This is a genomic window from Sphaerisporangium krabiense, assembly GCF_014200435.1.
GTDB classification, from domain to species: Bacteria; Actinomycetota; Actinomycetes; order Streptosporangiales; family Streptosporangiaceae; genus Sphaerisporangium; species Sphaerisporangium krabiense.
On record NZ_JACHBR010000001.1, the window covers coordinates 1,485,910 to 1,508,357 of the forward strand.

Sequence of the window (22,448 nt, forward strand, 5' to 3'; positions counted from 1 at the left end):
CGTCGAACGCCGAGGCGGCCGGTCAGGCGCCGTCGAGGTAGGCGAGCTGCGCCCGCACCGACATCTCGGCCGCCGGCCGCAGCCCCTCCTCCAGCCCCGCGTACACGATCGCGACGATCTCGGCGGGCGTCGCCGCGCCGTCCCGCCGCGCCCGCGCGACCTGCTCCAGGCGTTCGCGCCGGTGGGCGATGTAGGCGTCCAGCGCCGCGATCGGCTCGGGCAGCACCGGGCCGTGCCCCGGCAGCAGGGCCTTGGCCGCCGTGACCTCCGCGCCGGCCCGCAGCCGGTCCAGGCTGCGCAGGTAGTCGGCGAGGTCGCCGTCGGGGGCGATCACCGTCGTCCCCCTGCCGAGGATCGTGTCGCCGGTCAGCATCGCCTCGTCGGCGGGCAGCCAGAAGCACAGCGAGTCGAAGGAGTGCCCCGGCGTGCCGACGACGCGCAGCTCGACGCCGCCGCCCGTCACCACGTCCCCGTCGGAGAGCCCTTCGTCGCCCAGCACGTGCCGGGGGTCCAGGGCGCGCACCGGCGCGCCGGCCATGCGGGCGAACCGCGCGGCGCCGCCGCTGTGGTCCTCGTGCCCGTGGGTCAGCAGGATCGCGGCCACGCGCCGGTCGCCCAGGTGGTCGGCGACCCGGCGCAGGTGCCGCTCGTCGTCCGGCCCGGGGTCGACGACCAGCGCGGACGGGGCGTCAGGCTCGCCGATCACCCAGGTGTTGGTGCCGTCCAGGGTCATGGGCGAGGCGTTGGGCGCGAGCACGCCGGTCGCGCGGGTGGTGCCGGAGCCGTCCGGACCGCCGAGGGGAATTCGCAGGCCGCTCATGACACCCCATCATGACCTTCGGGGATGAACAGCCACATCTCGCCCTCCACCTCGGCGACGTGCGGCCGGAAGGTCACGACCCGCCGCTCGCTGGCCAGGACCGACGCGACGTCCTCGAACGCCGCGATCTCCGTCAGCGTGCGGATCGTCGGGGACATCAGGAAGATCTCTCCGGCCTCCGCCCGGCGCAGCGCCTCGCCGGGGCGCATCCACGCCACCTGGTCGGCCTCGCCGCCCACGTCCCGGGTGCGCTGGCCCGGGGGCAGCGCTGCCACGAAGAAGCGGGTGTCGAACCGCTTGCTCTCGACGTCCGGAGTGATCCAGTGCGCCCAGGGCCGCAGCAGGTCCGTCCTGAGCACCAGGCCACGCCGGTCCAGGAACTCCGCCAGCGACAGCTCACGGGCGATCAGGGCCTCGCGGTCGGCCTCCCAGTCGTCGCCGGTGGTGTCGGCGACCAGCGTGTCCGGGCTCGGCCCCGCCAGCAGCACGCCGGACTCCTCGAACGTCTCGCGCACGGCCGCGCAGACCAGCCCGCGCGCCGTCGTGACGTCCGCGCCGAACGCGCGCGCCCACACCTCCGGAGAGGGGCCCGCCCAGGCCACCCGGCGGTCGGCGTCACGCGGATCCACGCCGCCGCCGGGGAAGACGTACGCCCCGGCGGCGAAGCTCATGCTCGTGGCGCGCCTGAGCAGGTAGACCTCGACGCCGGGGCCGCAGGCGCGCAGCAACACGACGGTCGCGGCGTCCCTGGCCGGCGCCGGGGCGATCTCACCGGCCAGGATCGCCCGCGCCCGCACACCGGACTCGCCGCGCAGCGGGAAGCCGTTCATCTCACCTCGGCGATCAGCTCCACCTCGACCGGGGCGTCCAGCGGCAGCACCGCGACGCCGACGGCGCTGCGCGCGTGCCGCCCGGCGTCCCCGAACACCTCGCCCAGAAGCTCGCTGGCCCCGTTGATCACCTGCGGCTGGCCGGTGAAGCCCGGAGCGCTCGCCACGAAGCCGACCACCTTGACGATGCGCACGATGTTGGACAGGCCGCCCGCCACCGAGGCCACCGCCGCCAGCGCGTTCAGCGCGCAAATCCGGGCCTGCTCCTTGGCGAGGTCGGCGTCCAGGTCGGCGCCGACCTTGCCGGTGACGGCGAGCTTGCCGTCAACCAGCGGCAACTGGCCCGAGGTGTACACGTGGTCACCCGTGCGCACGGCCGGCACGTACGCGGCCAGCGGCGGCACGACCTCGGGCAACGTCAGGCCGAGCCCGGCCAGCCGCTCCTCGGGTGTGCTCACTGCTTCACCCTCTTCAGGTAGGCGACGAGCTGCTCGGCGTTCGGGCCGGGGATGACGGTGACGAGCTCCCAGCCGTCCTCGCCCCACTGGTCGAGGATCTGCTTGGTGGCGTGGGTCAGCAACGGGACCGTGGCGTATTCGAACCTGTTCATGGTGAGACTGTAGACGGCGCGGGGGCGCCCGGGTCGCGCGCGGGGACCTTTTGCGAAGTATCAACGATGACCGGAAAAGCCCCTGGTGTAGGGCTTTTCGCCGGTCATGGGCGACGGGCGGGTATCCGGGGGGTGGGGAACGGCGAATCGCCAAGTGACCGTTGGGTAGCCTTCGAGACGTGAGCGCTCGCGACATCGACTGGGACGGCGTGCGGCTGCACGTCGTCACCGGCAAGGGTGGCACCGGCAAGACCACGGTGGCCGCCGCCCTGGCACTGGCCCTCGCCGCGGGCGGCAAGAAGGTCCTCCTCGTCGAGGTCGAAGGACGGCAGGGCATCGCCCAGGTCTTCGACACCCCGCCGCTCCCCTACGAGGAGCGCAAGATCGCCGTCGCCCCGGGCGGCGGCGACGTCTACGCCCTCGCCGTGGACCCCGAAGAGGCCATGCTCGAATACGTCGAGATGTTCTACGGCATGCGGCGCGCGGGCAAGGCGCTCAACAAGATCGGCCTGGTCGACTTCGCGACCACCATCGCCCCCGGCCTGCGTGACGTGCTCGTCACCGGCAAGACCAGCGAGGCCGTGCGCCGCCGCGACAAGTCGGGCAGGCGCGTGTACGACGCCGTCGTCATGGACGCGCCGCCCACCGGCAGGATCACCCGCTTCCTCAACGTGACCTCCGAGGTCGCCGGGCTCGCCCGCATCGGCCCGGTCAAGAACCACGCGGACCTGGTGCGCGGCGTCGTGGCCTCGCCCGAGACCGCCGTGCACTTCGTCACGCTGCTGGAGGAGATGCCCGTCCAGGAGACCCTCGACGGCGTCGAGAGCCTGCGCGCCGCCAATCTGCCCGTGGGCGGCATCTTCATCAACATGGTGCGCCCCGAGCTGCTGCCCAAGACGGCCCTGGACGCCGCCGCGAAGAACTCCTTCGACCCGGCCGAGCTGGCGCTCGGGCTCAAGGCCGCCGGGCTCGCCGACGGCCCGGCCGACGCCTCCGCGATAGCCGAGGCCCTGGCGGCCGAGATCGCCGAACACGCCCGGCGCACCTCGCTGGAACGGCGCGAGCGCCGTGCGCTGGCCCGGGCCAAGAGCCCGCGCTATGACCTGCCGCTGCTGACCGACGGCGCCGACCTCGCCGGGCTGCACGAGCTGGCCCAGGCCATCCGCGCGCAGGGAGCGGCGTGAACATCTCCAGGCGAAGCCCCCACCGGAGGACCTCCCCGTCATGACCACGACCATCCCGGACCCGACCGGCCAGGCCGCGCACACCGGCGACGCCGGCCGCCGGGTCTCGCCCGTCCTCGACGTGGACGCCATCCTCGACGACGAGGGCACCCGCATCGTGGTGTGCTGCGGCTCCGGCGGGGTGGGCAAGACCACGACGGCCGCGGCGCTCGCGCTGCGGGCGGCCGAGCGAGGACGCCGCGTCGTGGTGCTCACCGTCGACCCGGCGCGCCGCCTGGCGCAGTCCATGGGGCTCACCGAGCTGGACAACACCCCGCGGCCGGTCGCCGGCGTCAAGGGGGCGGGCGAGCTGCACGCCATGATGCTCGACATGAAGCGGACCTTCGACGAGATCATCGAGGCGCACGCCGACCCCGAGCGCGCCCGGCAGATCCTCACGAACCCCTTCTACCAGTCGCTGTCGTCCAGCTTCTCCGGCACGCAGGAGTACATGGCCATGGAGAAGCTCGGCCAGCTGCGCCGCTCAGACGAATGGGACCTGATCATCGTCGACACGCCCCCGTCGCGGTCGGCGCTGGACTTCCTCGACGCCCCCGAGCGGCTCGGCCGCTTCCTGGACGGGCGGCTGATCCGCATCCTGACGGCTCCGGCCAAGGCCGGGGGCCGCAGCGCCTTCAAGCTGCTCAACGCCGGGTTCGGCCTGGTGGCCGGGGTGCTGACGAAGATCCTCGGCGCGCAGTTCCTCAAGGACATCCAGACGTTCGTCGCCGGGCTCGACGCCGTGTTCGGCGGGTTCCGGCAGCGCGCGGAGCAGACCTACCGCCTGCTCCAGGCCCCCGGCACCGCCTTCGTGGTCGTCGCCGCGCCCGAGCGGGACGCGATGCGGGAGGCGTCGTACTTCGTGGAACGGCTCGCCGAGGAGCGCATGCCCCTGGCGGGCCTGGTGATCAACCGGGTGCACCGATCCCCGGCGCCGGCCCTCTCGGCCGCGCGCAGTGCGGCCGCCGCCGAAGATCTGGAAGCGCGTGGCGAGCACGAGCTGACCGCCGCCGTGCTGCGGCTGCACGCCGGACGGATGCAACTCGCCGCTCGCGAGCACCGGGAACGCGACCACTTCGCCTCGGCACACCCCACCGTGCCGATCTCCGAGGTCCCCGCGATGCCGGAGGACGTCCATGACCTCGCCGGCCTGCGTCGGATCGGCGAGCTGCTGTCCTCGTGACCGGCGGACGGCGACCGTGATCGCCGTGGCCCCCGGAAGGTCGTGAAGGTTCTGACCCGGTGACGCCAGTGAGGGGCTGACCCGTCAGCCCCTCTGTCGTGTCATCGGAGCGCGAGGCGACACCGCCCCCGCTCCTGAACTCAGCCGGCGATCAGCTCGTTGGTCCGCTCGTACTCCTCCTTGGCGACCTCCAGAAGGTCGCGCCAGGAGGTGACGTCCGGCCGTCGCCTGAGCAGCGCTCGGCGCTCCCGCTCGGTCATGCCGCCCCAGACACCGAACTCGATGCGGTTGTCCAACGCGTCCGCGAGGCACTCCGTACGGACCGGGCATCCTCGGCAGATGAGCTTCGCCCTGTTCTGCGCGGCACCCTGCACGAACAACGCGTCAGGATCCGCACCTCGACAGGCGGCACGGGAGGTCCAATCCGTGATCCACATTTCGACCCCACTCCCCTATAGGTGGTCAGTCGTCACTTGGCGGCCGACGGGCGCGGGCGTCGAGCCTCCTTATTCAGTTGCCGCAGAGGAGAACGTACGCAACCAGACGTTGGGACCGACAGACCCCGGGCGGGTCAATTTCCCACATGGTCATGTCAGGCCATGTGGCCGGGAATGACTAGTCATCTCCGCGCCGGGTAGCGGGCGAGTCAATGCGAAATGGACTTTCGGTACCTATTGAGTCATGGGTTCGGCATACCCTTGGACGTGTGCAAGCTCAAGGCAAAGCTCACGGGTCCGTGTTCGGGAACCTGCTGCGGCTGATCGGGGCCGCCGTCGCCGCCGGCGTCCTCGCCGCGGCGATCGCCCTGCCCGCCGTGGGCGGCGCCGGCATGGGCGTCAAGAGCACCACTGACGTGCTCAACCTCAAGCCAGAAGAGCTCAAAGCGGATCCGCCTCCGGAGAAGACGGTGATCCGGGACTCCGACGGCAAGCAGATCGCGCAGTTCTACTACCAGAACCGCGAATCAGTGACGCTGGACAAGGTCGCGCCCATCATGCGCCAGGCCATCATCGCCATCGAGGACTTCCGCTTCTACGAGCACGGGGCCCTCGACCTCGAAGGCTCGCTCCGCGCTCTCATGAAGAACTTCCAGTCCGGCGGCGTCGCCCAGGGCGGTTCCTCGATCACCCAGCAGTACGTCAAGCAGGTGATCTTCAACAAGGCCGAGACCGACGAGGAGAAGGCCGCGGCCATCGCCCCGACCGTGTCGCGCAAGCTCAACGAGCTGCGGTACGCCATGGCGGTCGAGCAGGAGAACACCAAGGACCAGATCCTTGAGAAATACCTGAACATCGCCTACTTCGGCGCCAGCTCGTACGGCATCCAGGCCGCGTCCAAGCGCTTTTTCGACAAGCCGGCCTCCGAGCTGAACCTCGAAGAGGCCGCCACGCTCGCGGGGGCCGTGCAGAACCCCAACGCGACCGACCCCAACCTCGGCAAGCAGCACCGGGCCGCCCTGCTGTCCCGGCGCAACGTCGTCCTCGACCGCATGGCCGAGCTGGGCAAGATCACACCGCAGCAGGCGGCCGAGGCCAAGGCCAAGAAACTGACGTACAAGGACATCTCCATCCCCGGCGGGTGCGAGCAGAGCAAGTACCCGTACTTCTGCCTGTACGTCCAGCACGAGATCCTCAACGACACGCAGTTCGGCAAGACCGAGAAGGCGCGCAGGGAGTTCCTCAACCGGGGCGGCCTCGTCATCAGGACGACGCTCGACACCAAGATGCAGAAGGCCGCCGAGAAGGCGATCAAGAGGTTCGTGCACGCCTCCGACAAGCCCGTCGCCTCCGAGGCCCTCATCGAGCCCGGCACCGGCGCCATCAAGGCCATGGCCGCGAGCCGCAAGTTCGGCGGCAGCAAGAAGAAGAACGAGTCGAACTACAACCTCGTCGCCGACGTCGCGCACGGCGGTGGCACCGGCTTCCAGGCCGGGTCCACGTTCAAGGCGTTCACGCTGGCCACGGCCCTGAAAGAGGGCATGCGCTACGACGACGGCATCAACTCGGGCAGCAGCTTCCAGGCGAGCGGGTACAGCGACTTCAAGAACTGCAAGGGCGAGAACGTCGGCGACCCCAGCCACGTCGCCCACAACTCCGAGGGCGGCGGCGGGTTCAAGACCCTCAGGACCGGCACCTGGGGCTCGGTCAACACCTTCTTCCTCCGGCTGGAGCAGAAGGTCGGGCTCTGCGACGTCGTCAAGACCGCCAAGGACCTCGGCATCAAGCGCGCCGACGGCGGCAAGCTGAGCGAGGTCGAGACCTTCACCCTCGGCGTCAACGAGATGGACCCGGTGACGGTCGCCGCCGCCTACGCCACCTTCGCCGCCCGCGGCAGCTACTGCAAGCCCATGGCGATCACCTCGATCACCGACCGCTTCGGCAAGAAGACCCAGTTCAAGCCCGCATGCAAGCAGACGCTGGACGAGAAGGTCGCCGACGCCGTCAGCGGCATCCTGTCCGGGGTCTTCACCAAGGGCACCATGACCGGCGTCGGCGGCATCGGCCGCGACGCGGCGGGCAAGACCGGGACCACCGACGGCTCCATGACCGCCTGGTTCGCCGGGTACACCCCCGACCTGGCCGGCGCCGTCAGCCTGGGTGACCCGCGCGGCTCCTACACCCACCCGCTGCGCAACATCCGCATCGGCGGCCGCTACTACGGCGAGGTGTTCGGCGCGACGATCTCCGGACGCATCTGGAAGGAGACGTTCCTCAGCGCGCTGAAGGGCATCGAGGCCTCGTCCTTCACGGCGCCGGACATGAGCCAGTTCGGCGGGTGCAGCGGCGGCTGCGCGCCCAAGGCGCCGCCCAAGACCCACGGCGAGGACGGCGGCCCGTTCGAGGTCCCGAACGGCAACAACGGCGGCGGGGACATGCCCAACCTCCCGGACGTCACCACCAACGGCGGCGGCGGCACCACCGGCACCACCGGCATCTACCCCGTCACCCCGGGCATCGCCCGGGACTGACCCGGCCCCGGCGCCACACAGCCGAAGGGGCCCGCCACGGCATCACTCCGCGGCGGGCCCCTTCGGCTCGTACCCGGCGCCTCCTACGGCCCGGGATGCGCGCCGTCCCCCTCAGCCGGCGAGGTGCGCGCGGACGGCCTGGGCGACCCTGCCGCCCTCCGCACGGCCGGCGACCTTGGGGTTGAGAACCTTCATCACCTGCCCCATCGCCTTCGGCCCCTCGGCGCCGCTCTCGGCGATCGCCTCCTGGACCAGACGGTCGAGCTCCTCGTCGCTGAGCTGCGCCGGCAGGTACTCCTCAAGCACGGCCTGCTCGTCCTGCTCGGCCCGCGCCTGCTCGGCCCGGCCGGCGCCCGCGAAGGCCTCCGCCGCCTCACGCCGCTTCTTGGCCTCCTTGGTCAGCACCTTGACGACCTCGTCGTCCGAGAGCTGCCTGGCCTCCTTACCCGCGACCTCCTCCGTGCTGACGGCCGCCAGAGCCATGCGGAGCGTCCGCGTCCGCAGCTCGTCCCGCGCCTTCATCGCCGTAGTGAGATCGGCCTTCAGCTTGTCCTTCAGAGCACTCATGGCGACCATCTTGCCGTGAGGAGGCATGGGCGGGTGGGCTCGGGCATCATGAAGGGGTGAGGAAAGCTGCCGCGATACCCCTGTCCCTGCTAGGTCTCGGCGTCGCCGGGCTCGGCTACGCGTCCGTCGTCGAGCGCAACTGGTTCCGGCTGCGCCGCTTCGACGTGCCGGTCCTCCCGCCGGGGCAGCGTCCGGTGCGCATTCTCCACCTCTCCGACCTGCATCTCACCCCGGGGCGCACCCATCTGATCAACTGGGTCCGCTCGCTGGACGCCCTCGAACCCGATCTCGTGGTGAACACCGGCGACACCATCGCCCACCCGGACGCCGTCCCCGCCTACCTGCGCGCGGTCGAGCCCCTGCTGGCCCGTCCGGGCCTGTTCGTCTACGGGTCCAACGACCTGTACTCGCCGCACTTCAAGAACCCCGCACGCTACCTGTGGCGCTCGTCCAAGTCCGACGGCCGGCGCAGCGTCCCCGACCTGCCCTGGCCGGAGCTGGGCGAGGGCATGACGGCGGCGGGCTGGCTGGACATGAACAACACCACCGCCAGCATCAAGGTGGGCGATCTGGACGTCTTCGTGGGCGGCATCCACGACTCGCACATCAACCGCGACCGCTACGACGAGATCGCCGGCCCCGCCCCCGCGGAGGCCGACCTGCGCCTCGGGGTCATGCACTCCCCCGAGCCCAGCAACATGTCCCGCTTCGCCGCCGACGGCTACCAGTTGCTCCTCGCCGGGCACACCCACGGCGGCCAGCTCTGCATCCCCTTCTACGGCGCCCTGGTGACCAACTGCGGCATCGATCGCGCCCGCGTGAAGGGCCTGCACCGCCACGACTCCGCCTGGCTCCACGTCTCCGCGGGCCTCGGCACCTCCCCCTTCGCCCCCGCCCGCTTCTCCTGCCCCCCCGAGGCCACCCTGCTCACCCTCGTCCCCCGCCGCCCCACCCGCCGCTGACCCCTCCGCTCCCCCCTACGAGATGACGCGAGCACCGCCAAAGTCCGCTAGACTCATGCGAGCACAAGCAAAACCGCCAGTGCACCGGGGTGTAGCGCAGCTTGGCAGCGCGCTTCGTTCGGGACGAAGAGGCCGTGGGTTCAAATCCCGCCACCCCGACCCAGCAGTACCAGCTCAAAGGCCGGTTCCGATCTTCGGACCCGGCCTTCTGCGTAGGTGGGTGTCGAGACAACCGGCACGGTCGGCCTCTACGACGCCCGCCACATCATCCGCCTACACCAGCGGAGAGGTACGCCGACAGTTCGCCCTCTGCCGCACGGCATACGTGGAAGGTCGGCGGGTTCTCTCGCATCGCGGCGGCGCAGCTCGGCGACGATCGTGATGAGGTCGGCCAGGGTGCGGGGGCGCCGCTCACAGGCGTGGCCCAGAAATCGGCGATCGCGGATGTAACGGGCGTCATGTCGCCGCGCCGCTTGACCCTGACGCAGGGTCAAGCTTTCAGCATGGTGGCATGGCCACGGAAACCAGGGCGATCGAGGTCGCCGTGCTGTACGACGAGCACAAAAATCATGGAGAGCGGGCGGAGAGAGGTGACAGGACGGTGCGGCACTTCACGATCCACCACGACGGTGTCACGATCCCGGTGTCTCGCGGCGGTCAGGGACGACCGCTGGTCCTGTGCCCTGGCCTGAGCTCGACCCAGGCCGACCTGCGCGAGTTGACCGAGCTGCTGAGGCGCGATCACGACGTGGTGACCTTCGATCTGCGGGGGCATGGCCTCGCCTCGGCCGCCGAGCGGTACTCCTTCGAGGACTTCCTCAGCGATCTCGTCGCGGTGATGGCGGAACTGAGGAACCTCGGCCTCCCAACAGCGCCGGTGCTGGTGGGCTACTCGCTGGGCGCCGACCTGGCCGTGCACTATGCCTCCGAGCATCATGACACCGTCGCCGAGCTTGTTCTCATCGACGGGGCGAACCCGGTGCCCGAACCGTTCATCACCGAGGCGGCCCTGCCGGCGTTCCGCGCCATGTGGGAGGACTTGGCGACGCAGCAGGAGGCCGAGCGGGGTACCGCGCGTCAGGTGCTGCTCACCGCCCAGGAGATTCTCGACCTGAACCTCGAGATCGACGTGATCCGGTCCGAGATCCTCGACCGGTACAGGAAGATCGACCGGCCCGTCAGAATGATCATGTCGACCTCGATGGCCGGCGACAGCAGCGAAGGGCCTGCACCGCGGTTCAGCCAGAACTGGCGTGTCGGCGTCGAGCGGCTTGTCCGCGAGTATCCGCACATCGCCACCAGCTGGCTCGACGCCGATCACCAGCTGGTCTTCACCCATGCCCCGCAAATCGCCCAGATCATCCTTGACGCACCAGGCGCAGCCGGTCGGGCGATCTCTTGAGGAACTCCTGGAGACTGGTCTGATGCTGACCATCGGCGAGCTGGCGTCGTATGCGGGAGTGACGGTGCGCGCAGTGCGGCACTACCACGCCAAGGGGCTGCTGCCGGAGCCCGACCGGGATCACTCCGGCTACCGCAGATACGACGCCGGCGCCGTGATCGAGCTGATCAAGATCCGGATCCTCGCCGACGCCGGGGTTCCGCTGGCGCGGGTGCGGGAGCTGCTGCGGGCCGGAGAGGAGGAGTTCGCCGCGGCGATCGCGGACATCGATGGGAGGCTGCAGGCGGAGATCCAGGAGAGGCAGCGGCACCGCGAGCGAATCGCCCGGCTCGCCTCCGGGGACAGCCTGGTCCTGCCCTCGGAAGTGGTCGAGTATCTCGACCGGCTGCGGGCGCTCGGAGTCGACGAGCGGATCGTCCAGGCGGAGCGTGACGGCTGGATCCCGCTGGCCGCGCACTCACCCGAGCGAGTCCCGGAGTGGATGGCACGCAAGCGGGAGCAGCTCGACGATCCGCGGCTGGTCGACTTCTACCTCACCCTGGGCCAGGCTCTTGAGCGAGCCGACGACAACCCGCGGCTGGTCGAGCTGGCCGACAAGCTGGCCGCCTACATCACGCGTATGGCCGACGAGCGGGGCGAGGACTATGTCGACGACACCGCTATCGAGCTACCGCTCGTCGAGCTGATGGACACGCTGGCGTTCGACACGGTGCCTCCGGCGCGTCGGCTGATCGAACTTCTGAAGCAGCGAGGCTGGAAAGGCTGGACCAAGCTCGAGCGCGTGGCCCCCATACCGGGTGTGACACCCTAGTAGCGCCAGTACGCGCAGGAAGACGCCACAGGCGACGATCCGAGCGCTATTTGTGATGGCGGGCGGGGTACTTTTGGGCGAGGCTTGGTCCAATCGCAACAGCGACCCAGCGACGGATTGCCCTCATGCACCGCCGAGCGAGCCGAGATCGCCGATGCTCAAGCGGGCGCTCATATCAAGGCGCACCTCGCCGTATGGGTTACGTGCGGCCAGAACATTCTCCCAGCTCTGATTCCCGGCGTCCGGTGAGATCGGCGAACGTCCTCGCCATTGAGTCGGGCTGAAACCGTGCAGAAGCTGCTGCCCCCAACTGACTCGCAACACACACCACTGCAATCGAGGGCAGCCATGAGTCATGCAGTCATCTATGAGGCGTTCGGAGATCCCGAAGGTTCTCACGCTCCGAGAAGTCTCAGGGCCGCATGCGGGGGTCGGCGAGGTCCGGGTGCATGTGGCGGCGTGCCAGGGGACCAATACCGGGGCGAGGGGCGTGAGCGGGTGCCTGGGAATCGGGGGAGGGCACTGTGCCTGAGCCGGCTGCCAGGGCGGCGATCGTCTGGGTGGCCGCGGTGGCGCACATCAGTATGAGCGGTGTTCGCCAGCCGGAGGTCAGCGTGTGCAGGAGGCCGAAGATCACTGGGCCGGCGGCGGCCAGCAGGTAACCGATCGACTGGGCCATCGCCGACAACGCGCCGGCCACGGACGCGTCCTGCGCGCGCAGGCTGATGAAGGCCAGTGCGAGCACGAGGCAGGCTCCGCCGCCCAGGCCGAGGATGACACTCCACAGCCACGCCAGTCCCGGCGCCGCGGAAAGTCCAAGGTAGCCGAGGAGCATGATCGCCGAGCAGATCGTCGCCAGGGCGCGCTGGTCACGTGCCCGCCGCAGTGCGCCGGGCACCGCCAGGCTGGTCAGCACCGCGACCGCCTGGAACAGGAAGAGAAGCCATCCCGCCGTGGCCGCGCTCATGCCGTTGTCCTGGAAGACCTGCGGCAGCCACGTCACGACGACGTAGAAGCCGAGCGACTGCAGGCCCATGAACGCCGTGACCGCCCAGGAGAGGCCGGAGCGCCACGGCAACGGGTGCCGGCGAATCGCCTGGGCGGCACGCCGCGGAGCGCGCATCTGAGGGATCCACAGCAGGACGGCCACCAGTGCGAACACGAGCCAGCACCCCAACGCGGTGTGCCAACCGCCGGGCGCGACCGCGCTGATCGGCACCGCCACCCCGGAGGCCACTGCGGCGACACCTCCCATGACGGTGGCGTAGGCGCTGGTCAGCAGTCCCACCTTGGTGGGGAAATCGCGCTTGATGAGGCTCGGCAGCAGCACGTTGCCGACGGCGACGCCCGCCCCGATCAGCACGGTTCCGCCGAACAGACCGGCTGCCGTCGGCACCCACCGGAGCGCGATCCCCAGCGTGAGCACCACGAGCGCACCTCCAAGGAGCCGCTCGGCTCCCCACCGCCCGACCAGTCGGGGCACCAGTGGGGACAGCGCCGCGAACGCCAGCAATGGCAATGTGTTGAGCAGGCCCGCCACGGCCGGGGTCAACCCAAGATCAGCCTGCACGTGGTCCAGCAACGGCCCGACGCCGGTCAAACTCGCCCGCAGGTTCGCCGCCACCACGAGCAGCCCCCATACCAGCAACGCCTGCCCCGAACGCCGCGTCAGCGTCTTCTCCATGGACATCACGATCGAGCAGCACCGCAGCCGGCAACCAGGCCGTGTTCAGGGCTAGCCCTCGCAGGGCCACCCTGCGCACTGCCACGATGGAACACTGTGCGATCAACGGGCCCGGGTAGCCTGTCGGCGTGGGGTCACCACTGGGGAACTTCATCAGGTCGAAGCGTGACAGCATCCAGCCGGAATCCCTTGGTCTGCCGGACCGCGGCCGCCGCCGGTCACCGGGTCTGCGCCGGCTGGACCTCGCCACGTGCGCCGGCATCAGCGTTGAATACCTGACGCGCATCGAGCAGGGCCGCGACCGCAATCCATCGCCGACGGTCGTCAACGCCCTCGCCGACGCGCTCCGCCTCGACTCCCCGGAGCGCAACCACCTGCGCTACCTCGCGAAGATCACCGGTGACGAATGCTCCATCCTCATCCGTCCCGTGCCACCGTCCCGGCGCGTGCGACCGCCCGTCCTGCGGACGCTCCGCCTCCTCGAACCCAGCGTCGCCATCGTGACCAACCGGCTGGGCGACGTCCTCGCCCACACCAGCGGCTACCGACTGGTCACCAGCGGGACGGGCCTGCTCGACGACGCCCATCCGAACCTCAACCGCTACCTGTTCACCGACCCCCGCGCCCGGACGTTCTTCGTCGACTGGGACGACGTCGCGGACGAGCAGGCCTTCGATCTTTGGCAGGCGCCGTCCCTGGAGAACCTCGAATGGCTCACCGCGGAGCTCACCCCCATCGCCGGGCCTGACTTCACCGACCGCCTGAACCGTCACGTGGTGCCGCGACGCGGCGTCCTCCGGCTCGACCACCCGTCCGGTCACCGGCTTCGACTGCTTCGTGAGACCCTCGAACTGCCCGCGGAGGCCCAACAACTGGTCGTCTTCCTCCCGGCCGACGACCAGACGGCCGAGGCCATCGACCAGCTCGAGCACGAGTCCCGCGGCCGACCCGGTCCATCTCGTGACACACCGCGAACTCAGCACTCCCAACCGGTCCAAGCCACGGTGTGACTCGTCGTGATGGGTTCTATCGGGCGGTTGGGTCACACAGCCTCGACACTCCCAGACTCCTGCGCTTCCTTTGGGACGAAGAGGCCGTAGGTTCAGTTCCTGCCGCCGCGACCACGTAGTACGAGTACCGAGGCCGGTTCCACAGATCGGAGCTGACCTTCTGTGCTCTCTGCGGGCCCATGGCTTCGAGCCATTGCGGAGCATGCGGCCCTGGCTGCCGGACCAGTAAGGGTCGCACGGCATCACCCCTTCAGCCTGTACTGACCATGCAGACGTCGCGGCTCAATGATCGTGGCAAAAAAGGGCGCCTACTCTAACTTCCTGTCACTATGACAAGAAGTTACGGTGTACTCATGAGCGTCGAACCTTGGGAACCGCCCAGCGTTCTGCTGGCAGTGGACCTGGTGATCTTGACTCTGCGGAGTGCCCGCTTGCATGTGTTGCTCATCGAACGTGGTGTTGAGCCTTATCGCGGTTCGTTCGCCTTACCTGGAGGATTCCTCAGCCATGGAGATGAGGACATATTCGTGGCGGCGCGTCGTGAGCTGTCCGAAGAGGCCGGTCTTGCCGATGTGCCGCATCTTGAGATGCTGAGTGTGTACGGTGAGCCAGGACGCGACCCTCGTGGCCGAGTGATCTCGGTGGCCTACCTGGCGATCGCACCGCGCTTGCCGGAGCCTGTCGCCGGCACGGATGCGGCGGGTGCCTGTTGGAAACCCGTAGAAGATGTTTTGTCCTCCGGTCTGAAATTGGCGTTCGACCATCGGCGGATCATCGCGGATGGCGTCGAATGCGCGCGCGTGAAGCTGGAACATTCGGCACTCGCCACGGCGTTCTGCGCTGACACCTTCACCATCTCGGAACTACAGCAGGTGTACGAGGCGGTGTGGGGTGTCCGGCTTGATCCTCGGAATTTCTATCGCAAGGTTCAGAACGCCCGCGGCTTCATCGTCCCGGCCGGCCCTATGCGGCGAACGGAGAATGGGCGGCCTGCCCGGCTCTTCAAGCCGGGCCCGCTCCAGGTTTTGTATCCCCCGATGGCCCGTTCGGCGCAGTCCGTATCCGCGCCCCCTGGCGACTCGACGGCGCAGAACCCTGAAGGAGGTGTGCTCTCATGAACGAGCGCCCCGTCGTGATCCTCACCGCTCTGGATCTGGAGTACGAAGCAGTCCGGAGACACTTATCCGACCTACGACTACATCGCCACCGGGCTGGGACGCGATTCGAGATCGGTCGTCTCCCGAACGGCTGCCACGTGGCCCTGGGACTGGTCGGAAAGGGTAACCAACCCGCTGCCGTGCTCACTGAGCGGGCGATCACCGAGTTCGATCCGTTCGCCTTGCTGTTCGTAGGCGTCGCCGGTGCCCTCTGGCCCGACGTCGACTTAGGCGATGTTGTGATCGCGACCCACGTCTACGCCTACCACGGCGGCACCAGCGAGGACGACGGGTTGAAAGCACGTCCTCGCGTCTGGGAGATCTCGCACGAGCCGGATCAGATTGCCCGTCATCTGGTCAGGAACGGCACCTGGAAACGCCGCCTTCCTGCCGATCAGGCCGCGGCGGAAGTCCGCTTCGGGCCGATCGCGGCCGGCGAGGTCGTGCAGGATTCCGCGATTTCAGCACATGCTCAATGGGTTCGCCAGACCTACAACGACGCGCTGGCGATAGAGATGGAAGCCGCCGGGGTGGCGCAAGCCGCCCATTTGAACAGATCGCTTCCGATGGTCGTGATACGCGGCATCAGCGACCGGGCCGACGGCACCAAGGTGAAGACCGACGGCGTTGGCTGGCAGGCGAAAGCGGTGACGAATGCCGCAGCACTCGCTCTCGCCCTCGCCGAGGAACTTGCTCGGGAGACGCTCCGTGGCAACGTCGCCGACAGGACAGAGAAGGCGGAAGGCGAATCCATGCCCGAAATCGTGAGGAACGTTGCCAAGGGAAGTGCCCATGTGGGGGTACAGGCCGGCCGTATCTACGGCAATGTGTCGATCGGGCAGCCGTCTCAGGCCGTACTCGATCCGGCAGGACAACTCGCGGACCTCCGCCACAAGCTCTCAAAGGCCTGCGCGGCCGGAGATGTGGACGTGGCCACCTTCACTGCAGCAGAGGAAGAGATCGACGTCGCCGCCCAATCGCTGTCGGAGAACACCGACCAGGGCAAGAACAAGGCGATGATCGCACTCCGGAGGCTGCGGGGGCTGCTGATGGATGTGGCCGACCTGGCCTCGAAAGTCGCCTCGGTCATCGCCGCGATACGAGGCACGTTATGAACGCGTCCACCGTTACCTCGGCCAACATCGCTGAGGAGGGGGCAACCGTCGGCGTTCAGACGGAGGCGCTACACGGAGACGTCTATGTGTATCAACTGCCTCCCGATGCGACGCCGCAGCAAAAATTCGAGGTGGGAGTCAAATGTCTGCGCGGTGGCATGTCGGCGAGGGCGAGAGAGTACATCAGCGATGCCGTGGTGCAGGGGCATGTGACGAGCCGCTCATGCTTCTATCTGCTCCTCGCTCTGCTGAGCGGCCGTACACTGCAGCAGGTCCCGAAGGAGGACCTCGACGTATTGCGGTCCGTCCAGGCGCGAATCGTCGAGCGGCCTGGTGACACGTGGGTAATTGCGGTCAGGATGCTCAGCGACCTTCTGACGTCGCTCCAGACCGGTTCCGTGGATTCGGAAGCCATAGAGCGGGATCTTCAGGCATTAGGCACCCGTCAGCGGGACGAGATTTTCCGGCATCTCGAAATGCTTCTGAGTGGTCCCGCTCTGGACGGGCTCTGGGCGCGTGCGTTTGCGTCGGCGAAGGCGGAGCGGTGTGACTATGAGCGCCTGCGGCGGGTCTGGAAGTTCTTCCAGCCCGAGCCGATCGGCGCACGGGTACGGTCGCCGCGTCCGGCAGCGATCACGGTTGGCGATTGGATCCGATCGATCGCCACCACGATGCTGTCGCTGACATCCGTCAGCTTCATCGGAGCGGTGTCGTGGCAGCACGCCTGGTCATCGACGGCGCTGGCCCTACCCCTCTTCACCGCTGGTTGCCACGCCTGTGCACGACACGGCGTGGAGTGGCGGTTCAGGGTGCAGCGCCGTCAAGAGAAAGACCGACAACATTGGACCGCGGGGCAACGACCGATCGCCGCCCCGCAAGGCGGTTTCGCGAATCAGATCGACCGTCAGTTCGACTACTATTTCGCGAGGTACGTTCCACGAAACACTGACAGGGCGGAGTGGCTCACCCGGACGGCCGCTATCCGCCGATGTCTACGTGATGAAGTCGTGGAGCTGTACCGGGAGAGCAGGGTCGATGCGAAACGAGTGGCCTGGCTCACCAGATATCTCGTCAGCGACGTGAAAGGACGCTGGCAGGACGGCACGCTATGGGATTACCGCGACCGACTGAGGGTCACGGCATCCATGAAGGTGCTGTTCACTCTCGGGGTAGCCGCCCTTATCGTGGGCGGGGCGATGATGACGTGGAGCGCGCTGTACGTCAGACCGCTCAGTGTCGTCGGTGCCACCGTCGTCGCCATATGGGGCGGATGGATCGCATGCGCGACCTGGTTACGCATAATCCTCGAACACAAGAGGCTGACCGCGGAGCAGGCGGAGGCGGATCTACTCCTGGCCGAGCGCCGTGCGGCCTTCGAACGATGGAAGAGCAAGCTGGCGGACAAACCCACCGATTTGGAGATGGCCCACTGGCTGGACTGCGATCGTAAGGCGTTGATGGAAGAGGCGATGCGGCACTACAAGCTCGCCGCAGCCGATGTCATCGCCCATGCCTTCATCGAGGCACCTGCGAGCTACTACAAGCGGGCCAGGGTGCGAAAGGGCCCCTGGCGCTATTCGAGGTACAAGCTGCTGACCTTCCTGCTCACCGCCGATGGTGTGCGCCAACTGACCGTTGAACTCGACTTCGAGAAGGCCACCTTCCATGATCGGGCACGTATCAACTACCGCTACGACGCTGTCGCGGCGGTAGAGGTGACCGAAGCCGATGATGGCCACAAGACGTTCGAACTCACACTCGTCAACGGTCATCCGATCGAGGTCGAGGTGACCGGACCCCCACCCGGAACCGACCAACTGGGGGAGGACACGCGCATGGTGTCCCAGGCGACTCTCGATACCGCAGGATTGGGGAACACCCTGCACATTCTTGAAGGTGTCGCCGCCGAAGGAAAGGAATGGATCAGGAACGAGCGCGAGCGTGAGCGAGTCGGGTCAGCCGATCTCGCGGATGCGGCCCGCAGGCTTCTCGCTTAGCCGCTGCGGATTCGAGATCATCGACGGGACGACCAATTCTCGTCAGGAGCGTCCGGAACCCCGCCCACGTCGACCGCGCGCTCCAGGCGGGCGTGGCCTGGCGGCAGGTGGCCACGGCGACCGGACGGGAGGAGCGGGACGCGCGCCGGGACTATCAGATATGGGCCGACGACCGGTACGACCTGCATCGCAACTATCCCGGTACCACAAGCGGCATGACCGGCGAAGAGCACGCGCAGGCCACCGCTCGAGCGGCCATGCCCTGATCGGTACGGCCGCCTCCCCAACGCCTGTTCCGCTCTGGAGCGGATGGGGAAGGTGAAGGGTGAGGGGAGGAGGCGGATATGAAGGCTGAAGTTGGGGATCGGCTGGTTCTTGAGGGGACGCGGCCGGGGAGTCATCGCCGGGTCGGCGTGATCACGGCGTTGCATCATGACGATGGGTCGCCGCCGTATGACGTGCACTGGCTTGATCAGGATCACGAATGCCTGGTCTTCCCTGGGCCGGACGCCCATATCGAGCATCCGGCCACCGGGCGCCAGGGGGGCTGACGGCCGGCGGACCAGGTGTCACCGGGGCTGAACGCGGCCGGGTGAGGGGGTGCCCGGACGATCGCGTCATGCTCTCCTCGCCGGTCATGGGCCGATGCGGTAGGGGCGCATCATTTCGTTGTCCTCGTGTTCGAGTAGGTGGCAGTGCCAGACGAACAGGCCGGGGCGGTCGAAGTAGGCCTTGACGCGGGTGATCTGGTGGGGGTAGGCGATCACGGTGTCCTTGTAGCCGCGTTCCCAGGGCTCGGGGGGCCGGGTGCCGTGGTCGAAGCCTCGGCGGTCGGCGACCTGGAAGGCGATCTCGTGGATGTGGATCGGGTGGGCGTCGGGGGTGAAGTTGTGGATCTCCCAGATCTCGGTGGCGCCCACGGCGGGGGTCTCGGTGAGCCGGTCGGACCACATCATGGGCATGGGACGGTGATCCTCATCGAGGGTGCCCAGCAGCACGGCGGCCGGACCGGCGCCGCGCACTACCGCCGAGTTCCGTTCGACCAGGGCCACCCGGCGGGTCGCGTTCTCCGTGCCCAGGTGGGGGAACGACGGCAGGGTGAGGCGGTCGGGCGGCACGCTGCGGTCGGGTCCCCGTGAGTCGCGGACGGCGAACTTCATCACCTGCCCGGTGGTCGCCGGGTCGGCCGGCGCGGCGTGGGGGTCCCCTTTGTAGGCACCGTCCGGGCCCTCGTTGATCAGGTAGAGATCCGTGCCGGGCCGTACGCCGGTGAAGTCCACGATGACGTCGGCGCGTTCGGCCGGGGCGAGCAGGACGTGGCCGAGGCGCACCGGGGCGGGCAGGAAGCCGCCTTCCGATCCGATGTGCCAGAACGGCAGGGCCGCCCGCGCGGGTCGCCTTGCCAGCGGGTCGGTCACGATCTTCAGGTTCAGGACGCGGCCGTTGGAGCCGTTGAGGATGCGGAAACGGAACCGGTGCGGCTCGACCTCCAGGTACGGCCAGGTGCGGCCGTTGACCATCATCGCCGCGCCGAAGAACTCGGGGTTCCAGATGGGCGGGATGTCGCCGCGCGGCGCGTACGGCCCACTGAAGCGGTCGAAGTAGGCGCGCCCGCCGGGGTAGAACAGCGCGCCGTCGGCGGTGAACGAGCGGTCCTGCACCACGATCGGGATCTCACGGTACCCCCTGCGCCCGCCGTCGCCGGCCGTCGGCGCCGGCCCGGGGAGCACGCCGGGGGGAAGGTCGGAAGGGCCGCCCCGCAGCAGGTAGAAGCCTGCCAGGCCGGCGTAGGTGTTCAGCCGGGTGATGCCCAGCGCGTGGTCGTGGTACCACATCGTGGCGGCCCGCTGGTCGTTGCCGTAGTGGAACACCGCCGACCCCGGGGGCCAGGACCCGCCGTGCGCCGCGGCGTACGCCGCGGCGAACTGCGCGTACCACGATCCTTCCGCCGCGTAGCCCGTCGGGAGGTTCCGCGCCGCGGGCAGGTACCACGCCTCGGGAAAGCCGTCGCTGTGGTCGGCGCTGTGCCCGCCGTGCAGGTGGGTGACCAGCGGGACCGGCCCCCGGTAGCGGCCGGGGGTGGCGTCCAGGTGCGGGCGGCCGTCCCTGCCGGTCGGGCCGCCCGGAGGGTTGGCCCAGTGCAGGGTGGGGTCCACCGGGAGCAGGTGCGGCAGATACCTGCCGTCCTGGTCGACCAGCTCGTTGGCCCACCGCACCCGTACCGGACGGCCGGCCACGGCCTCGATGGTGAACCCCGGGCTGCTGAAGGTCCGCGGGTCGTGCGTCGCGCCGTAGCCCCACACCACGGTCGGCGGATGGCCGGGCGGCAGGATCTGCTGCCGGAACCGCCGCACCCCGATCGTGTACCGGTCGAGGGCCCCGTCCTGCCCCGGGGTCTGCGGCATCACCGGCGGGACGATCAGCGGCGTGACGTACTTGGCGATCCGCCGGGGGTCCGCCGGCGGCACCGCCCGTACGCCGCCCGCGATCGCACCGGTGAGCAGGACGGCCGTCCCGCCCGCCGCTCTCAGGAACTCGCGTCTGGTGAACACTCCGGCCTCCCCTCGCCGGATCGGACGCCCGGCACGCCGAAACCCCGGGTCCGTCCTCCCTGCGAAGCCACCCCCCACAAAAGCCCCAAATGTGGACATACCCACCGGCCGAGCTAGGACATCGACGTACGGCTGGGCTCTGGTCGGCGGTGCGCCGGGGCGGCGTTCAGTGGGTGGTTCTCGGGTTCACGCGGCAGTTGGTGTGCAGGTATTGGGCCGGGCCGTTGGTGAAGTCGTAGATGGCCACGGTTTGGGGGTCCTCCTGGGGGGCGTCGGAGAGCATCAGGAAGTGGGTTTCGCTGACGGGGAGGAGTTCGTAGTCCAGGCGTTCCGATTGGCGGAGGAAGGCGGCCTGTGCGGGGTTCTGGACCAAGGTGAGAACGAGCCTGCCGGCCTCGGCACGCACTTCGTAGCGGATGCCGGGGCGCCCGTAGACGCCTTCGTAGCGGGAGAGGTCGAGGGCGAGCGCGGGGTCGGGGTGCGGCAGGCCGGGGATCGTGGGCAGGTTCAGGGCGGAGAGGATCTCGTTGAACGCCTTGCGGTAGAAGCCGTCGCGTGGGCCCGCGTTCGCCAGCATCGTGAGGGCGGTGCCCGAGTCGGGCAGGACGCGCAGGCGGGCGTTCTGGCCGATGGTGCTGCCGTCGTGGGCGTAGACGGTCTCGCCGTGCCAGTCGCAGACGATCAGGCCGAGGGCCCATTCCTGTCCGAAGGTGTACGGGTCGGGTATCGGCACGCGGGACCGGGTCATCTCGTGGACGGCCTCCGCCGAGAGGACGCGGGCGCCGTCCGGCGCCTCTCCCCCGCTGAGGAGGACGTGCGCCATCGCGAGGACCTCCCGGGCGGTCGAGGAGATGTTGCCTCCGGGGCCGAACGCGCGGGGCAGATGGCTCACGGGTGAGACGACCGGGTCCTCGTCGAGGGACGGGATCAGATATCCCGTGGCGGCCCGGGCCGGGTCCACCTGCCCGTGCCACGTGGTCGTGGCCGTCAGGCCGAGGGGGACGAAGAGGCGGTCGCGCATGACGGCGTCCCACGGTTTGCCGTCGATCACCTCCATGACGCGGGCGAGGATCGCGTAGCCGAGGGCGGCGCTGTACCCGTGGGTGTGGCCCAGCGGGTGGACCTGGGGGGCGTCGGCGATGGCGGCGACCATGCGCTCGTACACGTCCTCGCCCTCGCCGGGGTTCCCGATGTCCTCCTCGATGCCGTGCGTGTGGTTCAGCAGGTGCCGGGGGGTGACCTTGGCGCCGACCTCGGGGTCGGCGACCCGGAAACCGGGCAGGTACGTCCGCACCGGCTCGTCCAGGCCGGCCTTCCCCTCGTCGACGAGTCGCATGAAGGCGAGGGCGGTCCAGGTCTTGCTCATGGATCCGCACTGGTAGACGGTGTCGGTCGTCGCGGGTTCGCGCGTCTCCAGGTTCTTCAGGCCGACGGCGAAGTCGGTCACCCGCCCGTCGTGGAGGACGCCGACCACCGCGCTCGGGATCCGGTACTCGGCGAGCAGCTCGGCCATCCGGGCGCGGACGCGCGTCAGATCCGGTTCGTCGGTCATCGGGG

General features: G+C 69.0%; 21 protein-coding genes and 1 tRNA gene. 13 read left to right on the forward strand and 9 right to left on the reverse strand.

Annotated features, from left to right (window positions below):
* Positions 1-22: 22 nt before the first annotated feature.
* From BJ981_RS06470 to sp36, 4 genes are read right to left on the reverse strand one after another with little or no spacing between them, the layout of a single operon-like run.
* Entirely contained in the window at positions 23-820 is a 798-nt protein-coding gene (locus BJ981_RS06470) for an MBL fold metallo-hydrolase (protein ID WP_184608934.1), read from the reverse strand.
* Positions 817-1,650: an NUDIX hydrolase gene (locus BJ981_RS06475; RefSeq protein ID WP_184608936.1), complete on the reverse strand. Its 834-nt coding sequence runs from the start codon at positions 1,648-1,650 to the stop codon at positions 817-819. The genes BJ981_RS06470 and BJ981_RS06475 overlap by 4 nt, the downstream gene beginning before the upstream one ends.
* Positions 1,647-2,108, reverse strand: a complete 462-nt coding sequence (locus BJ981_RS06480; protein WP_184608937.1) for a RidA family protein — start codon at positions 2,106-2,108, stop codon at positions 1,647-1,649. Before BJ981_RS06480 ends, BJ981_RS06475 begins: the two co-directional genes overlap by 4 nt.
* Positions 2,105-2,260, reverse strand: a complete 156-nt coding sequence (sp36, locus tag BJ981_RS06485) for a Sp36 family protein (RefSeq protein WP_184608939.1) — start codon at positions 2,258-2,260, stop codon at positions 2,105-2,107. The genes BJ981_RS06480 and sp36 overlap by 4 nt, the downstream gene beginning before the upstream one ends.
* 179 nt (positions 2,261-2,439) lie before the next feature.
* On the opposite strand from sp36, the gene bagA reads away from it, so the two are divergent.
* On the forward strand, positions 2,440-3,444 hold the full coding sequence (bagA, locus tag BJ981_RS06490; protein WP_184608940.1) for an ATPase BagA: 1,005 nt from the start codon (positions 2,440-2,442) through the stop codon (positions 3,442-3,444).
* 40 nt (positions 3,445-3,484) lie between these two features.
* Complete coding sequence (gene bagB / locus BJ981_RS06495) at positions 3,485-4,666, forward strand: ATPase BagB (protein WP_184608942.1); 1,182 nt, start codon at positions 3,485-3,487, stop codon at positions 4,664-4,666.
* Positions 4,667-4,806: 140 nt separating this feature from the next.
* Here the strand turns inward: bagB and BJ981_RS06500 are convergent, their stop codons facing one another.
* Positions 4,807-5,103, reverse strand: a complete 297-nt coding sequence (locus BJ981_RS06500; RefSeq protein ID WP_114029663.1) for a WhiB family transcriptional regulator — start codon at positions 5,101-5,103, stop codon at positions 4,807-4,809.
* A gap of 299 nt (positions 5,104-5,402) precedes the next feature.
* On the opposite strand from BJ981_RS06500, the gene BJ981_RS06505 reads away from it, so the two are divergent.
* Positions 5,403-7,634 carry a transglycosylase domain-containing protein gene (locus tag BJ981_RS06505; RefSeq protein ID WP_307837829.1) on the forward strand — a complete coding sequence of 744 codons (2,232 nt, stop codon included), beginning with the start codon at positions 5,403-5,405 and terminating at the stop codon, positions 7,632-7,634.
* Positions 7,635-7,745: 111 nt separating this feature from the next.
* Here the strand turns inward: BJ981_RS06505 and BJ981_RS06510 are convergent, their stop codons facing one another.
* Positions 7,746-8,201 (reverse strand): GatB/YqeY domain-containing protein, encoded by a 456-nt coding sequence (locus BJ981_RS06510; protein ID WP_184608946.1) that lies wholly within the window; start codon positions 8,199-8,201, stop codon positions 7,746-7,748.
* A 56-nt stretch (positions 8,202-8,257) separates the two neighbouring features.
* Here BJ981_RS06510 and BJ981_RS06515 point away from each other — a divergent pair, with 56 nt between their 5' ends.
* The 4 genes from BJ981_RS06515 to BJ981_RS06530 all read left to right on the forward strand — a co-directional run bounded on the left by BJ981_RS06515 (position 8,258) and on the right by BJ981_RS06530 (position 11,376).
* Entirely contained in the window at positions 8,258-9,163 is a 906-nt protein-coding gene (locus tag BJ981_RS06515; RefSeq protein WP_184608948.1) for a metallophosphoesterase, read from the forward strand.
* An 85-nt stretch (positions 9,164-9,248) separates the two neighbouring features.
* A tRNA-Pro gene (locus tag BJ981_RS06520) sits at positions 9,249-9,322 on the forward strand.
* Positions 9,323-9,674: 352 nt separating this feature from the next.
* Positions 9,675-10,565: an alpha/beta fold hydrolase gene (locus BJ981_RS06525; RefSeq protein WP_184608950.1), complete on the forward strand. Its 891-nt coding sequence runs from the start codon at positions 9,675-9,677 to the stop codon at positions 10,563-10,565.
* 22 nt (positions 10,566-10,587) lie between these two features.
* Entirely contained in the window at positions 10,588-11,376 is a 789-nt protein-coding gene (locus BJ981_RS06530; RefSeq protein ID WP_184608952.1) for a MerR family transcriptional regulator, read from the forward strand.
* A 412-nt stretch (positions 11,377-11,788) separates the two neighbouring features.
* On the opposite strand, the gene BJ981_RS06535 is transcribed toward BJ981_RS06530, so the two are convergent.
* Positions 11,789-13,060, reverse strand: a complete 1,272-nt coding sequence (locus BJ981_RS06535; protein ID WP_184608954.1) for a CynX/NimT family MFS transporter — start codon at positions 13,058-13,060, stop codon at positions 11,789-11,791.
* Positions 13,061-13,188: 128 nt separating this feature from the next.
* On the opposite strand from BJ981_RS06535, the gene BJ981_RS06540 reads away from it, so the two are divergent.
* The 6 genes from BJ981_RS06540 to BJ981_RS06560 all read left to right on the forward strand — a co-directional run bounded on the left by BJ981_RS06540 (position 13,189) and on the right by BJ981_RS06560 (position 18,890).
* Positions 13,189-14,070 (forward strand): helix-turn-helix transcriptional regulator, encoded by an 882-nt coding sequence (locus tag BJ981_RS06540; protein WP_184608955.1) that lies wholly within the window; start codon positions 13,189-13,191, stop codon positions 14,068-14,070.
* Between the two features lie 353 nt (positions 14,071-14,423).
* Positions 14,424-15,188 carry an NUDIX hydrolase gene (locus tag BJ981_RS06545; RefSeq protein WP_184608957.1) on the forward strand — a complete coding sequence of 255 codons (765 nt, stop codon included), beginning with the start codon at positions 14,424-14,426 and terminating at the stop codon, positions 15,186-15,188.
* Positions 15,185-16,342 (forward strand): 5'-methylthioadenosine/S-adenosylhomocysteine nucleosidase family protein, encoded by a 1,158-nt coding sequence (locus BJ981_RS06550; RefSeq protein ID WP_184608959.1) that lies wholly within the window; start codon positions 15,185-15,187, stop codon positions 16,340-16,342. Before BJ981_RS06545 ends, BJ981_RS06550 begins: the two co-directional genes overlap by 4 nt.
* Positions 16,339-18,339, forward strand: a complete 2,001-nt coding sequence (locus BJ981_RS06555; protein ID WP_184608961.1) for a hypothetical protein — start codon at positions 16,339-16,341, stop codon at positions 18,337-18,339. The genes BJ981_RS06550 and BJ981_RS06555 overlap by 4 nt, the downstream gene beginning before the upstream one ends.
* A 107-nt stretch (positions 18,340-18,446) precedes the next feature.
* The gene (locus BJ981_RS37405) at positions 18,447-18,605 is read left to right on the forward strand and encodes a hypothetical protein (RefSeq protein ID WP_204070339.1); all 159 of its coding nucleotides are present in this window, start codon (positions 18,447-18,449) and stop codon (positions 18,603-18,605) included.
* A gap of 78 nt (positions 18,606-18,683) precedes the next feature.
* Positions 18,684-18,890 (forward strand): DUF1918 domain-containing protein, encoded by a 207-nt coding sequence (locus tag BJ981_RS06560; protein WP_184608963.1) that lies wholly within the window; start codon positions 18,684-18,686, stop codon positions 18,888-18,890.
* Positions 18,891-18,974: 84 nt separating this feature from the next.
* On the opposite strand, the gene BJ981_RS06565 is transcribed toward BJ981_RS06560, so the two are convergent.
* Together BJ981_RS06565 and BJ981_RS06570 are read right to left on the reverse strand one after the other, a co-directional pair.
* Positions 18,975-20,891 (reverse strand): multicopper oxidase family protein, encoded by a 1,917-nt coding sequence (locus tag BJ981_RS06565; protein WP_239139325.1) that lies wholly within the window; start codon positions 20,889-20,891, stop codon positions 18,975-18,977.
* A gap of 166 nt (positions 20,892-21,057) precedes the next feature.
* A complete protein-coding gene (locus tag BJ981_RS06570; RefSeq protein WP_184608966.1) occupies positions 21,058-22,443 on the reverse strand; it encodes a serine hydrolase domain-containing protein in 1,386 nt (461 codons plus the stop codon).
* Positions 22,444-22,448 lie beyond the last annotated feature (5 nt).